11 protein-coding genes are annotated in these 15,134 nt (G+C 48.3%); 6 read left to right on the forward strand and 5 right to left on the reverse strand.

All coding sequences use genetic code 11. The features are described from left to right. Positions 1-7 precede the first annotated feature (7 nt). Complete coding sequence (locus tag LZD49_RS24665) at positions 8-2,599, reverse strand: T9SS type A sorting domain-containing protein (RefSeq protein ID WP_234670347.1); 2,592 nt, start codon at positions 2,597-2,599, stop codon at positions 8-10. Between the two features lie 323 nt (positions 2,600-2,922). Between LZD49_RS24665 and LZD49_RS24670 the strand changes: the two genes are divergently transcribed. From LZD49_RS24670 to LZD49_RS24685, 4 genes are all read left to right on the forward strand, one after another. Next, a complete protein-coding gene (locus LZD49_RS24670; protein WP_234670348.1) occupies positions 2,923-4,347 on the forward strand; it encodes a BamA/TamA family outer membrane protein in 1,425 nt (474 codons plus the stop codon). Between the two features lie 116 nt (positions 4,348-4,463). Beyond that, on the forward strand, positions 4,464-5,060 hold the full coding sequence (locus tag LZD49_RS24675) for a hypothetical protein (RefSeq protein WP_234670349.1): 597 nt from the start codon (positions 4,464-4,466) through the stop codon (positions 5,058-5,060). 5 nt (positions 5,061-5,065) lie between these two features. Beyond that, the gene (locus tag LZD49_RS24680) at positions 5,066-5,773 is read left to right on the forward strand and encodes a peptidylprolyl isomerase (RefSeq protein WP_234670350.1); all 708 of its coding nucleotides are present in this window, start codon (positions 5,066-5,068) and stop codon (positions 5,771-5,773) included. A 1-nt stretch (position 5,774) separates the two neighbouring features. Then, positions 5,775-6,683 carry an NAD(P)-dependent oxidoreductase gene (locus LZD49_RS24685; protein ID WP_234670351.1) on the forward strand — a complete coding sequence of 303 codons (909 nt, stop codon included), beginning with the start codon at positions 5,775-5,777 and terminating at the stop codon, positions 6,681-6,683. A 111-nt stretch (positions 6,684-6,794) separates the two neighbouring features. On the opposite strand, the gene glgP is transcribed toward LZD49_RS24685, so the two are convergent. From glgP to LZD49_RS24705, 4 genes are all read right to left on the reverse strand, one after another. Next, complete coding sequence (glgP, locus tag LZD49_RS24690; RefSeq protein WP_234670352.1) at positions 6,795-8,444, reverse strand: alpha-glucan family phosphorylase; 1,650 nt, start codon at positions 8,442-8,444, stop codon at positions 6,795-6,797. An 88-nt stretch (positions 8,445-8,532) separates the two neighbouring features. Then, positions 8,533-9,303, reverse strand: coding sequence for a hypothetical protein (locus LZD49_RS24695; protein WP_234670353.1), 771 nt, complete (start codon positions 9,301-9,303; stop codon positions 8,533-8,535). A gap of 95 nt (positions 9,304-9,398) precedes the next feature. Continuing rightward, the gene (locus LZD49_RS24700) at positions 9,399-9,965 is read right to left on the reverse strand and encodes a hypothetical protein (RefSeq protein WP_234670354.1); all 567 of its coding nucleotides are present in this window, start codon (positions 9,963-9,965) and stop codon (positions 9,399-9,401) included. Between the two features lie 212 nt (positions 9,966-10,177). Further along, entirely contained in the window at positions 10,178-10,942 is a 765-nt protein-coding gene (locus tag LZD49_RS24705; RefSeq protein ID WP_234670355.1) for a DUF1080 domain-containing protein, read from the reverse strand. Between the two features lie 192 nt (positions 10,943-11,134). Here LZD49_RS24705 and LZD49_RS24710 point away from each other — a divergent pair, with 192 nt between their 5' ends. After that, positions 11,135-12,982 (forward strand): family 16 glycoside hydrolase, encoded by a 1,848-nt coding sequence (locus tag LZD49_RS24710; protein WP_234670356.1) that lies wholly within the window; start codon positions 11,135-11,137, stop codon positions 12,980-12,982. A 28-nt stretch (positions 12,983-13,010) separates the two neighbouring features. Then, a complete protein-coding gene (locus LZD49_RS24715; protein ID WP_234670357.1) occupies positions 13,011-14,954 on the forward strand; it encodes a c-type cytochrome in 1,944 nt (647 codons plus the stop codon). Positions 14,955-15,134 lie beyond the last annotated feature (180 nt).

Here is a 15,134-nt window from a genome sequence, read left to right on the forward strand (position 1 = left end):
GGAAAGGCTATTGCCGGGCGATCCGGTGCACACCCACCGAGCCATCGCGGTAGGCGATGCGCACGATGTACAACCCCGTCGGCAAGCGCGAGACGTCGATTTCAGGCTGCCAAGGACATGACATGGTTTGTACACCTCCAGAATCGAAAATCGTTATGCTCGCAATCGTCGAAGGATCGGAAACGCGGATGAACAATTTGTCATCGATAGTAATCGGGTTAGGATAAAGCAAGGCATCACGCACGTCCCCAAACGTCACACTTTGTATGCGGCTGTAAGCGTAAGTGCTATCCTGATCGACCATTTTGAGCCGGTACAGGTTTTCCGTTGGCAAAGGCGTGGGATCTGTAAATGCATAGGATTGCCTTTCCGCACTTTCCCGATGTGACATCACTGTCCCTATCGTTTCCCACTGCTTTCCGTCGCCGCTCCGCTGGATTTCGAAATGATCGCTGTTGGATTCGTAGGTTGTAATCCACGAAAGTAAAGCTGTCTTTTCTTGCCTTTCCGCCGTAAAATCTACGAGTGTGACCGGCAGGGCCGCCTCGGCAATCAATACCAATGGGGGCGCAGCAACCGTTCCGGCCGGTGCCAATGCAGCGCAATCGACCACCTGCCCAGCGAGATTATAACAATAGGTAGCACGCTTCGGACCGGCTGCATTATTTGAAACCACCGATTTGAGGCGGTTGAAACTGTCGTAATCGTAGAAGATCGCTTTCCCGTTCGGGTCCTGGATAGTTTCCATTCCTATTGCGGGTTTGTAATCGTAAGTGGTGGACTGGGCAATGGAAACTCCGTCGGCAATGGTTCTCTTTTTGAGTAAATCTGCTTTGCCGATGTCGGCGAGACCGAAGTATTCTAATTTCCGGGTAGGACCATTGAGTTCCTTATAAGTAAGCAAGTTGCCTCTTGGGTCGTAGGTAAGGAATTCGATATCGGTTGTGAACAACGGCCAATTACCTAGCTGGCTTTCTACTTTTTGGGGCTGGTACGCTCCCGAGAAAAGGTCATAATAAATCCTTGTTTCCTTGATTGGAGTAGGCAAAACATCCAGACCGCTATATTTAAATATTTCAATGACTGGACCGATCATATGCTTGGTGGTCAAGGCAATACTTATCGCGTCCCCTTCATTCGGCGGATATCTGTACCAATGTTTGATGGCACGTCCTTTGCTGTCATTCCGCCCCTCGATGTCCAACTGCCCGTTTGGCCAGTACATCTTCGTCGTCACCGAACTGGTGAATGAAGCCGGATTGTCCTGATCGTACGTATTTTGAACAATTTCAACAGGGAGAAATTTCCTGACATCGTTGACACTTGCCGTACCTTCGTAAACCTTATGATTGGTCTGACAAAGCAGCGTCACCAGCGTTTTAACAGATCGGGCCGAATAATCGCCCAACGGTCCGACCGGTGCAAAAACCTGGGTAGTCTTGGAAGCAGGATTCCCGTTCTGATAGTAACTAGCAGCGCTGATTAACTTTCCTCTTGTATAAGACTTGTTGTTGTAAGGCTGATAAGGGGTTGCACTCGGCTGCAAAAAACCCGATGGGCCTTCATCACGATACCCATTATCAAAATTCGAGAATTGATACACATTCCAACCTTCCGTAGACGATCGCTCGATCACCTGAGAGTAGCCGATGTGAGCTCCCATTGAATTTTCTGATACCGGCAGTACCGATTGTGTGGAAAAAATATCCTCTTCGATCAGTACGCCCTGTGTTTCGGGCAATGGTTTATAATCCGGCCAATAATACTGTGCTTTACCAGCCAACACGCCACTGGAAAGTACCGCAAAAACGTATTGAGTGCCCAGGTCATCTGTGATGATAAATCCCTCGAAATGTTCGGCATAATGCTGATTATTATAGCTATCCCATTGATTTCCGGTAAAAGTGGGAGGTGTAAATGGAGGATAACTGGGCGTCCCGCTATTGATGAGCTGGACTTTTACAGGCCGGTCACATTGAACTTTCCATTTCGCGTCACTGCCAAGATAGAATTTACCAGATAGGCCCGGAGCTGAAAAAGTGAACTCATCCGGTTCGGTATCAATGTGAATTTGATTCAGCGTGGTGTTTGCGATGCCAATAATGCCTGCATTCTGTGACCAGTCGACATTGTTAATCAGAGCAGTATTATAACCAAAACCATGTTCACCAAGCGTACTTGCCGTTGCTTTATTGTCATCCGGCCCATCCCGGACCGTTCTTGTTACTGCATAATGGGTCGAAAGCGTAAAGTTCATCCCTACCCATCCGGGATGCTGCTCAGGCCGGACGCCCGCTGCATCATAAGCCAGGGAGATCGGTAGCCGAACCGAGCCATCGAAAACCTCGTGGAGGTTGACGGTAATCTCCGGCTTACCCATAAAAAGCGAAACAGGAATTTCTCCATAAGAGCCGAAACTGGCCACGTTGGGACTTTGAATGGATTGGGGAGCTTTGGGAATATTTTCCTGAGTCTGAAGATATTGGATGGCCTCGGCTAGCTTTGTGGAATCCTCGGAATCTGGTTTGGGCACAGGCTGTGCTGTGACGTGCATGTGAATCAGAAATAACGCGATGAAGCATAGTAATGTTTGTCTCATTTGAATGATAGTTAAGAGATAAATTGGGCATAGCGAATCCGACTGACCTGAACCAGGCCGGTGGACAATTCCTGACGCGCAGCGCACAAAGTCAGTATCAATGGATAATAGCGGGTGCCTTCCGACATTAGTTAACCGCGCGATTCAACTAATGCGATGCGGGTAAACATAAACTTCTATTTCCTCGCTCAAAGGATATAGTTTCCCAACAACCCTTTTTGACGATCAAACGGATCGATGTTTGCCGTTAACCCCTATTTTTGTCAAAATTTTATCATATTAACGGGAAGTATCGTTTCTATACCGAAACCGGGCTGTGAAGAATGAACCCTAAGAAGTACTATCAGACGATTTACTTTCTGCTTTTTACCTTGTTGATTTCCCACTTTACATGTGGTCAGACGGTCGTAGCCGATAGCTCCGGCATTGTGGTCGTGGGGGACATCATGGTGGAAGGCAACCACCGCACGCGCACGGGCATTATCATGCGCGAAATGGCCCTCCGCAGAGGTGATACGCTTTCTACGGAGTCGCTGAAGGAAAGGCTTGAAATTGACCGCAGGAAGGTGATTAATACTAATTTATTTATCACGGTTGACCTGCTCACAAAGCCTAATCCGGACTCCGTTCACACTGATATCCGCATTGTGGTCAAGGAGCGCTGGTACTTTATCATGCTGCCGGTTTTCCAGCTCGCCGACCGGAATTTCAATGAATGGTGGTACGAACGCAAGCGCGATCTTTCCCGCACTACTTACGGCGTATACTTAAGCTACGGTAATGTCACCGGCCGCGCCGACAAGCTCCGCTTCCTCGCCGAATTCGGTTTTATCCCAAAGTTCGAACTTGCATATACGTTGCCCTACATCGATAAAGCACAGAAGACCGGTATCACCGTCGGCACTTCCTATTCGATTAATAAAAACACAGCATTCAGGACATGGCGCGACAAGCTGCAATACCTGAGCAGCGAGGAGGTCAATCGTGAGCGCTTTTTAGCTTATGTAAGCCTTTCGCGCCGCAACAAATACTATACATTCCATTCGCTTGACTTACGATGGAGTTACATGAGCATTTCGGACACGATTGCCCTGCTCAACCCCAATTATCTGCTGAATGGGGATAAACGGCAACGCTATTTCCAATTGACCTACACTTACAGTTACGACAAGCGCGACAATGCGCAATATGCGTTGCAAGGTCAGACTGCCGGTTTGCAGATTTCCAAAACAGGATTACTCCCGACCGACGACGTTAATACGCTTTATCTTTACGGCTCCTATCGTAAATTCATCCCGCTCAGCAAAAAATGGTTTTTCAACACCAATGTGCGCGGCCGCATCTCGTTCCCGAAACGCCAGCCTTACCCGCAGACCGTCGGCTTGGGCTACCGAAATGACCTCGTGCGCGGGTACGAATTGTATGTGATCGACGGTCAGGATTATGCATTGATCAAGAATGAGCTGAAATACAAGCTCTTCTCGGTTCAAAAGCATTTGTCGTTTATTCCTGTAAGGCAATTCAATACGATCCCATTAGCTGCCTACATCAATGCATTTGCGGATGCAGGTTATGTCAAAAACAGCTACCCGGAGTTCAGCAACACGCGTTTGGGCAACACTACGCTTTATGGCGCCGGTGCCGGGCTCGATATTGTGACTTTTTACAATATCGTTGCGCATTTCAATGTGACGCTGAACGGAGAGGGCGAACGCAGGTTCTTTTTCAACCTGTCAAGAGAATTCTGAGGTCATTTCCGAAAGCAACAAATATGTCTAAATTGCGATTAAAGAACATCGAATTAGTTAGAAGGCACGATAATTTCTCAACTCTATTTAAACCGGATGGTACAACCTCTACGCTTATGAACATGCTTAAAAACGGGGCAGTCATCTTCTCTATGGCACTTCTGGCCATGGCTTGCGAGACCAAGACAAACGAAAAAACAGAGGCGGAAGCGGATTCCGTCGTGCTGCACGAACCCGCCGCTGCTGAACTGAACAGCGATCAATCCACATTATTAAAGACCATTCTAGGCCCACCCGAGCAAAGTACGGCGGGTACGGTTTTGAGAGGCGTTGCATTTGGCGATCCTGTTGCGAAGGTAAAAGCGACTGAAGCATTCGAAATGTTCGAAGAAACAGCTGACCATCTTGGCTATACGTCCGAAACCGCACAGTTGGAGACGATCGATGTGCAGTATTTCCTCACAAGCGATAAGAAGGTAAACAAGATCATGATTGACGTTTATCTCAACAGCCCGGCGGCAACCAAGCAGCTCTGGGACGCCAGCAGGCAATATTTTAGTAAAACCTATTCTTCTCCGAAAGAAGAATCCAAAAAGATCTCCTGGAACAGCAAGACTGTTCGGGTGAGTATGGAGGATGTATCGGAAGGAAAAGACTATGGACTGAAATTTCAATTCTTCCCAGCCGACAAAAACGTACTGGCCGCTAAATAACACCTATGAAAACCAAAAGATCGATTATCCTGGGCGTACTTTGCCTCATTGCTGTTTCAGTTTCTGCTCAAAAAACGTCGAAAAGAGACGAAGTGGTTACCATCGAGACGAATAAGGGCACGATGCGTTTCATCCTTTTCGACGAGACCCCGAAGCACAAAGCCAATTTTATAAAACTCGCGAAAGATAAATTCTATAACGGGCTCCTGTTCCACCGCGTGATCGACGACTTTATGATCCAGGGTGGCGACCCCAACTCGCGCAATGCAAAGCCCGATGAAATGCTCGGTCGGGGCGACAATGGCTACAAAATCCCGGCGGAAATCAATGGGAAGCTGTTTCACCAGAAAGGTGCATTAGCCGCGGCGCGCGACAACAATCCTGCGAAGGAATCGAGCGGATGCCAGTTTTACATTGTCGAAGGACGTAAATGGAGCAAAACCGATTTGGAAAAACAGTCGGCCCGCGCAGCACGCAAGCTGACTGACGATCAGAAGAAAGTATATGAGACTGTTGGCGGAACACCGCATCTGGATGGCGCGTATAGCGTTTTCGGACAGCTCATTGACGGGATGGATGCACTCGACAACATTGCTTCGGTAGACAAAGACGAGCGTGACCGTCCCGAAAAGGACGTTACGATGAAGGTGTCGGTTAAAAAGATGAAAAAGAAGAAGATTACCCGCAAGTACGGCTGGAAATACGAAGCTTAAATTGGAAAAGAAGAAAATCCTGATCACCGGCTCCAACGGATTGCTGGGACAAAAACTGGTGGAACTACTGGTTTCAAAAGCACATATAGAAACCATTGCCACGGCCAAAGGTGAAAACCGGCTGCCATTCAGCCAGGGTTACCGTTATGTTGAAATGGATATTACCGATCCGGCGGCCGTCGACCATGTATTCGCCACCGAACGGCCGAATGTGTTGATCCACACAGCAGCTATGACGAATGTAGACCAATGCGAAACGGAGAAAGACGCGTGCTGGAAGCTGAATGTAACGGCAACTGAAACGCTGGTCTCGGCTTGTGCTAAATATGATGTCTTCCTTGAACACGTTTCGACGGATTTTGTTTTCGACGGCACTTCCGGACCCTATCGCGAAGGGGACACACCCAATCCGATCAGCTTTTACGGTTGGAGTAAGTACGCTGCCGAAAAAGTGGTGATTTCTTCTGACATTGAATGGGCTATCGCCCGAACAGTGCTCGTTTACGGCATCGCACACGATATGAGCCGGAGCAATATTATTCTTTGGGTCAAAAAGTCTTTGGAAGAAGGCAGGGCGATCAAAGTCGTGACCGACCAGTTCAGAACGCCAACATTGGCCGAAGATCTCGCAACCGGCTGTTTCCTCATCGCCGATCAGGAGGCAAAAGGTATTTACCACATTTCCGGCAAGGATTTTCTCACGCCTTACGAAATGGCCCTTGCAACCGCAGATTATTTCGGGCTCGATGCTTCACTCATTTCGCCTACGGATGCGTCTGCATTCACACAACCCGCACGGAGACCTCCTCGAACGGGATTTAATCTTACCAAATCACGGAAAGTACTGGATTACGAGCCGCATTCTTTTCGCGAAGGGATTGAACTGCTGGCAGGGCAGATAGGCGGATAAGTATTTCAGGAGCACTCATCTCAGCGAGAAATGCACCGCTGCGAAAGACGGTGAATCAGCATGGACATATCCTGCTGAATTAACGGTCCGTTGCAGCGGTGCTTTTAACGTCTAATTATATAGCAACTCATAGTATTCCCTCGCCATCCGGTCTGAATTGAATGCTTCGCTCACATCGTTCATGCTATTCAAAACCATTTGCTGCCACTTTTGCGGGGCGTTGTAGTAAGTTGGAATAACGCTGCGTTCGAGCGTTTCCATCAGGTTGTCGCAATCCTGCTTGTTAATATCCTCTCCCTTGGCAACCGGCAAAAGGAATGAATTATGCTCGTCCTTCGCGAATTCGCAGATCCAGCCATCGAATGTCGAGAGATTTAAAGCGGCATTCATAGCCGCAGTCATACCGCTCGTGCCCGATGCTTCCCGCGTAACGACGGGTGTGTTGAGCCACACGTCTGCACCGTCTTTCAGCAGTTTTGAAAGTGCCAGTTCATAGCCGGTCAGCACAGCCATATTTGGGAAAAGGTGACTGAGATAGAATAAATGATTAAAAGTCCCTACTGCGCCTTCATCTTTCGGATACGGTTTTCCTGCCCATATCACCTGTATCGGCTGATTTTTATTCCCCATTAATCGCCTGAAACGTTCGATGTCCCACACCAGCATATCAGGACGCTTATAAGCCGCAAACCGCCGCGCCCAGACGATCGTCAAAACCTCCGGATCGAAAATTTTTCCGCTTTGGTCGGCGACCGTTTTGAACAATAGTTTTTTTAGCTCCTTCTTGCGGGTAACAATCGTGTCGATGTCATCAGTCAGCCTCGCCTTTTCCAATACGGGATCAACCCAATACGCATTGTTCTGCGCATTGGTGATGTGGCCGATCGGCGCAATTTTGGGATGTGCTTTCCACATTTTCCGGGAAACTTCCCCATGCAGCTTTGAAACGCCGTTCGCTTTATGGCTGAGACTCAATGCGGCTAGTGAGTGATTAAAAATACTATCGCGGATGCCACTGATCTTCCGGACAGTTTCCAGGTCGATACCTGAAAAGAAACCAAGTTTATCCAGAAAATGGATGTCGTGCTTCTCATTACCGGCCTCCTCGGGCGTGTGGGTTGTAAAAACAACCTTTTTTTGTACTTCGGAGACACTTTTATATTTTTTATACAAATGAAAAAGCGATGATACCGCATGCGCTTCATTTAAATGATATACTTCGGGCTCATAACCCAACCCTTCGAGCAACCGCGCTCCGCCGATGCCCAACACCATACATTGTGCCACTTTGTAAGTCACATCCGCATCATACAATGAATAGCTGATGGCCCGCGTCGATTCATCGTTACCGTCGGTGTCAGTGGTTAGCAAGAACAATGGCGCCGACTGAAATATCTCGGGATCGAGATAATAGGCCGCTACCCACACTTCTTTGCCCATCATCGGAATCTGGAAGCGGATTTTTGTATCGACAAGATAGGAATACATCTTCTCATGAAACTCGGGCTGCATGCTACCGTCCTTGTTGCGGCCCTGATCGTAATAGCCATACTTCCAGAGCATTCCGATTCCGATGATATTCTGTTTGAGCGCATACGCACTTCGCATGTGCGACCCCGCGAGGAAACCAAGCCCGCCGGAATAGATTTTCAATGCCTGGTCGACGGCGAACTCCATGGAAAAATAAGCGACTGACTTTTTATATTTCTGATCCGCGGTGAATGGATGCTGGTAAGGGAGAGAGAAAGATTGTTGTGACATTAGAAATGATTTTGGTGAACAAAAAGACATAGCATAAAAAACCCGGCCTGTTAAAAAGGACCGGGTCAAAGTACATTTCAATTAAGCACTATCCGCCGAAGAGTCGCGCCCAGAAGCCTTTGGCTTTTGTTTTCGTTTCGACGACCTTTTCCGACGCTTCTTCCCTCAATTCGGCTATTTCCTCGGCGGCTTTCGCTTTGAGCTCGGCAGCTTTCACCTGCGCCTCGGCCAGTTTTTCGGCGGCGATTTCCTTCGCGTCTTCAAACGCCTCAGCGGCATCTTCCTTAATATCCTCAAATTTATCAGTTGCTGTCTCTTTTAAATCGTCGAATTTATCCACAGCGGCTTCTTTAATATCCTCAAACTTATCGGCGGCAGCTTCCTTAATCTCAGCCAGCTTTGCCGCAAAACCGGATTGTGCCGCTTCTGCTTTTTCCGCAACTTCTTCCTTCACTGCTTCTGCCTTCACTGCTGCCTCTTCTTTGACCTCCTCGGCTTTGGCAACAACCTCCTCCTTCACGTCCGTTACAGTTTCCTCAGCTGCCTCCACTTTATCCTCAATTACCTCTATAACCTCAGAAGTTTTGGTCTCAGCTTGCGCTTTCAGGTCATCCAACGTTTCATAAACTTCCGTTTTGATGCCGTCGGCGGCTTCTGCTGCTTCCTCCGCCTTGATTTCTGCCACGGTCTCAAGTTCAGCCGCTTCTTCCACCACTACTTCTTTCGCCTCTTCCTTGATCCCCAGCACTTCTTCCACAATCTCATCCTTGGCTTCGGTAGTAGTGGTTTTGAGTTCTTCAACTTTATTTTCCAGCGATTCTTTTGCATCATCTGGTGTGGGTTCGGTATTCTCGGCCATGGGAACTGGTGTTTTAAGGTGGGAACAGTTGATACGATGAATGCGTAAGCTACAAATGTCTTGGCAAGGTTGCAAACAAGACGCTCACCTTTCTGCTATGTTAACCGTCTAACCATCAAATTTTTAACAAGCTCGTAAAACGGCTCCGGCTGCAACGTACGCCAGTTATTGAGGTGCAATGTACCACCGAAATTGATATAATAATCAAGCCGGTATTTCTTCCATTGCTCCTCGACGTGCTCCCGGAAATTGACAGCGACGATCCACCCATCCTCTACGTCGTCGAACCATTCGGCATAGTAATCGTCTTCGGCGCCGTGGAAATCCAGCACATTTTCACCCAGCAGGATAAACTGGTTAATGCCCTCATCTACAAGTGGATCGACAACCTGTCTTTTGAAGAACATAATGTCATTATGCAGGGCATCATTCCATTCACCAAACATTTCGATGATCACAAAACGTTTCTTATAGTCGGCAAAAAGGATTTTTACATATAGCGTCTCAGATCCGATGGGATCCCAGAGCGGATGTATATAATAACCATAGATGGCATTTTCGTAATATTCCAGATTGTATGTCCGGCCATAGAAGGGCGAGCGATCGTCCTGGCTGGCTACGTAATGTTTTTCCCAATTATAATATGGCTCTATTTCCTGCATAGCAAGATTTGTAAAAGGTCTGTTAAACGAATATAAAAGAAAACCGAAAAGGGCCAATGATGTTGCCAATCGTTTAGACCTGCAAAAGTATTATACCCGAATTTCAGATCAGCAAGCACACCTCGCGATCACGCCCAACACCCCCGACATCCATACATAAAAAAGGCCGTCCCTTTAGCGGAGACAGCCTTTCTACTTTGTACTCAAATATGCTACAACTCGCGGATCCAAATGTTCCGGAAACTGGTCGTATTGTTATGGTCTTGCAATTTGATGGGGCCTTTGCCGTGCGGTTCGATTGTAGGCTGGCCGATGTAAGGCGTCGTTCCCTGGATTGCGGTGTGGTTTTGAACCAGTACACCATTATGGATAACGGTGATGTAAGGTGGGATGGACATTTGGCCATCTTTGTTGAAATGCGGCGCAGTATATACTACGTCGTAAGTCTGCCATTCGCCCGGGCCTACCGCTGCGTTCACGAGCGGCATGGTTTGCTTGTAGATCGAACCTGCCTGACCGTTTGAATAAGTCGGGTTGTTATAGCTATCGAGTACCTGCAATTCGTAGACTCCCTGCATAAAAATACCGCTGTTACCACGGCCTTGTCCGTTTCCATCCACTTTTGCAGGGGTTCTCCATTCGATGTGCAGCTGGTAATCGCCGAATGTCTGTTTAGTTTGAATATCGCCTGACTTGGGAGCGACGGTGATTGTTCCGTCGGCTACGGTCCAGGGAGCGGCAGCTTTGCCATCTTTTCCGGAAACCCACTGATCGAGGTTTTTACCGTCGAAAAGCACGATCGCATCGGATGGGGCAGTGAAGCCGGAAACGGCAGGAGAACTTTTGCCGGGCGTTACAACACGGGGTACCGGGTTCCACAATTCGCTGGATTCAGGAGTTTGTTTCGCAGGTTGCAATTGTGCGTGTGCGGCAAAGGCTGCGGCCATGCTGAACGCGGTAAGCATCAATTTTTTCATTTGAAAAGTAACAGTTTTAGTCTAATAACTCTTTGAAATAGTATCAAAACACAACATTAAGTAAAAAGCACTAACAAAAGGGATTCTCATCTATATAAATGTAATTTTCCCGATTCTTATCACGTAATTTGCAGGGCTAAAGGCATTCCTGGCCTGATTGCTAATCTAAAACCGACTAAGCTTACCGCAAGTATGTTTAAAACAAACCGTTCACTTTTTCAATTAATCGCCTCTGGGGTAGCAGCATTCGCTATGCATACCGCCTACGCCCAGCAGCCCATTCCTCTCAACGACCTCAGTGCTTTCACGACCAAATCCAGTGACTGGAAAATTGTCGGCAATGCATCCGCAGACATTACCAGGGAAAACGCGCTGATCACCAGCCCGGGTAAAGGTGTGCTGGCTTGCCTTCACGAAAAAGGCAAGTATGGCAGCGACTACGAATTGATCTCCAACTTCAAACACGGCGACCTCGACATTGAACTGGATTTCATGATGAGCAAAGGTTCCAATTCAGGAATCTATCTCCAAGGCAACTACGAAGTCCAGCTTTTCGATAGCTGGGGCAAAAAAGGGGCTAAATACAATGATGCCGGCGGTATCTACGAGCGCTGGAACGACGCCAAGCCCGAAGGTGAAAAGGGTTACGAAGGATATGCACCTCGTTTCAACGTCGCAAAAGCACCGGGTTTATGGCAGCATATCAAAATCTCTTACCAGGCACCACGTTTTGATGCCAATGGTAAGAAAATCTCCAATGCTGTATTCCTTTCCATCGTACTGAATGGTGTAACAATTCACGAAAACGTGGAAGTAAGCGGCCCTACCCGCGGTTCACTCACTGCCGAGGATGTGCCTATGGGCCCGATCCGCATCCAAGGTGACCATGGTTCGCTGGCAATCAAGAATATTGTAATTAATAATTTTGATAAAAAACCGGCTACCCTCTCCGAACTGACCTACAAAACCTATTACGGCGCTTTGTCGGAGACCGAAGACCTTTCAAAACATACGCCTGCTGAAACCGGCAAATCGGAATCGCTGAACTGGGAAATCCTGAAAGAGAACAATAATTACTCTTACGTTTATACGGGACGTTTCAATTCGCCTACCGAAGGCGAATATGACTTCCGTTTGCAGGCTTCGGGTAATTCCTACCTTAAAATCGACGGCAAAGATGTGATCAAGCCGGAATGGAAATCGAACAACGAATTCCGCAATGGAAGCGTGAACCTGAAAGCGGGTGACCATACCATTGAAATTTTCAATAACAAAAAAGATGGCTGGATGCGTCCGGTATTGGGCCTTTGGGCAAGCGGCCCGGGCTTCCGCGAGGTTGCTTACCACGCTAAAAGCTCGGCAATGGGCGGCGGCTCCAACGACCCGATCCTGATCGGCGCGGCAACCAACACCATTACCCGCAGCTTCATGGATTTCCGCAAGGATGAAAAAGCGAAAAGAACACGCGTCGTTCACGCTGTTTCTGTGGGTAGCCCTTCAAGCCTGCATTATACTTACGACCTCGATAAAGGAACGATCCTGCAAGTATGGCGTGGCGAATTCCTCGACGCAACCCCCATGTGGCATGATCGCGGTGACGGTTCTTCCCGTCCGCGCGGCAGCGTGACCTTGCTGGGAGACGACATGTTTTTAGGTAAATCGGGTAAATCTAAATGGGAAGCGGATACAACCGGTAGCGGGTATCGTCCTAAGGGCTATGTACTGGATGAGTCCGATTTGCCTACATTCCAGTACCAGGCATTTGGTTCTGCAATTACCGACTACATTTCGGTTGTGAACAATCAATATTTCGAGCGCATTGTAAAGGTTAATAACCCTGCAAAAGACCTCGTGGCACGCCTGGCTGATGGTTCTGCAATCGAGAAAGTTGGAGAAGGACTTTATGCAGTAGACAACAAATCGTACTACATCCAGCTTGCCGATAAAAAACTTAAACCGGAAATCAGAAGCGCCAACGGGCAGCAGGAACTCATCGTGCCTGTTACCAATGGTGAAGTGAAGTACGCAATCCTATTCTGATTTTAACCTTATTATTTCTGATTGAACAATGAAAAAACTTGCTCATATAGCATTTGCTCTTTTGGCCGGACTATCGACGCTGAAAGCGCAGGAGTCTCCAAAAGAAGAAGATTTCTATAAAATCGTCACCCCGCCAATCCCCGAGGGCATTATTCTCGAAGTAGGTGGTCTTACGACGATGCCCAATGGTTCACTGGCCATTTCAACCCGTCGCGGGGAAGTGTGGATCGTTGACAACCCAACGAGCCGCGCGCCATACTTCCGCAAATTCGCGACCGGTTTGCACGAAATCCTGGGTCTGGCTTACAAAGAAGGCGCATTATACTGCGCACAACGCGGTGAATTGACCAAACTGGTCGATAAAAACGGCGACGGCAAAGCTGACGTTTACGAAACAGTGTATGCATGGCCTTTGTCGGGTCATTACCACGAATACTCTTTCGGACCGAAACTGGCGCCGGATGGCAGCTTTTTCGTGAGTGGTAACGTAGCATTCGGTGACGAAGAATGGTGGAGAGGCGAAAGCCGTGTACCCGGCCGCGGCTGGATCTTCCACATCACCAACGATGGCAAATACGAGCCATACGCAACAGGTGTGCGCTCCCCGGCAGGTATCAGCATGCTGAACGGCGAACTGTTCTACACTGACAACCAGGGTGACTGGATGGGTACCGGTGCTATTTTCCAGGTTAAAAAAGGCGGCTTCATGGGTCACCCCGCAGGTTTGAAATGGGCTGGATTGCCTAATTCACCCGTTAAACTGACTGAAAAGCAATTCTTCGCCGAGCGCGACAACCGCCAGAATAAAGATGCACAAGGCCGCGCTATCAAGCCAGAAAATACGTTGGGAGAAGAACCACAGTTCCTTTACCAACTGAAAAAGAAATATGACATGGTACAGCTTCCGGCTGTATGGCTACCTTACGGTGTGCACGGTGTATCTACTTCCGAACTCATTCTCGATAATACCCAGGGAAATTTCGGCCCATTTACAGGTCAGGTTTTCGTAGGCGACCAGGGACAAAGCAATATCATGCGTGTCGTTATGGAAAAGGTAAAGGGTGAATATCAGGGTGCCAGCATTGGATTCCGCAGTGGGTTCCAGTCGGGTGTGCTGCGTATGGCGTTTGATAAGGACGGGTCGATGTTCGTAGGGGAAACCAACCGCGGATGGGGCTCAGCAGGTGATGCGAATCAAGGGTTGCAGCGTCTGGTGTGGAATGGTAAAATGCCGTTCGAAATGTACACAGTAAAAGCGCAGCCAGACGGTTTCGAGATCGAATTCACCATGCCCGTTGATCGCAAATCAGCGGAAGACCTGGATTCATACAAAGTAGGCAGCTATCTCTATAAGCATTACCCTGTGTACGGTAGCCCACAGATCAACCTCGAAGATGTGAAAATCGCCGGAGTGAAAGTATCCGACGATAATAAGAAAGTGCGCATTGTGCTTGAAGGAATGCGTCAGTACTATGTGCACAAAATCTCGCTGGAAGGCGTTCGCTCGGCGACTAACAGCTGGTCGCTTGTTCACCCGGACGCTTATTACACGCTGAACAATATCCCTGATGGCGAAAGAATGAAGGTTTCTGACCTGAAAACTACCCGCTCAGGAAAAGCACAAGCATCCGTTTCCGCGGAGCCTGCAAAAGAACACGTTTCGCCGGACGGCAAAGGTAAAGCGGCTACCGCGAAGGCCGGTGCTGCCAAAACCCCAACCTGGGAAGAAGTGAAGCCATTACTAGCTAAAAACACTTGCCTTGCGTGCCATGCACCCGATAAAAAAGTGGTAGGACCATCTTACGCCGATGTGGCGAAGCGCAAGTACAGCAACGAGAAGATCGTAGAGCTGATTTACGCACCGAAGCCTGAAAACTGGCCTGATTACGCGACACCGATGGCACCAATGCCTCAGGTTCCGAAGGCAGAAGCTGCAAAAATCGCTGCGTGGATCAATTCTCTTGCCAAATAATCTACTTTGCCTGGATCTGACCGGGAATACATTATAAAAGGCTGCTTCCGCTGCGGGAGCAGCCTTTTTAGTTGGCGGGAAGCATGTTTACATTACATTTTTATACATTATATTCACATTGCAAATCAGTCGGATCCATTACAAATGGCACGTTTTGGCATTGAAAATGCGTTAATTGGT

The sequence above is a fragment of the Dyadobacter sp. CY261 genome, assembly GCF_021440085.1.
GTDB lineage: Bacteria > Bacteroidota > Bacteroidia > Cytophagales > Spirosomataceae > Dyadobacter.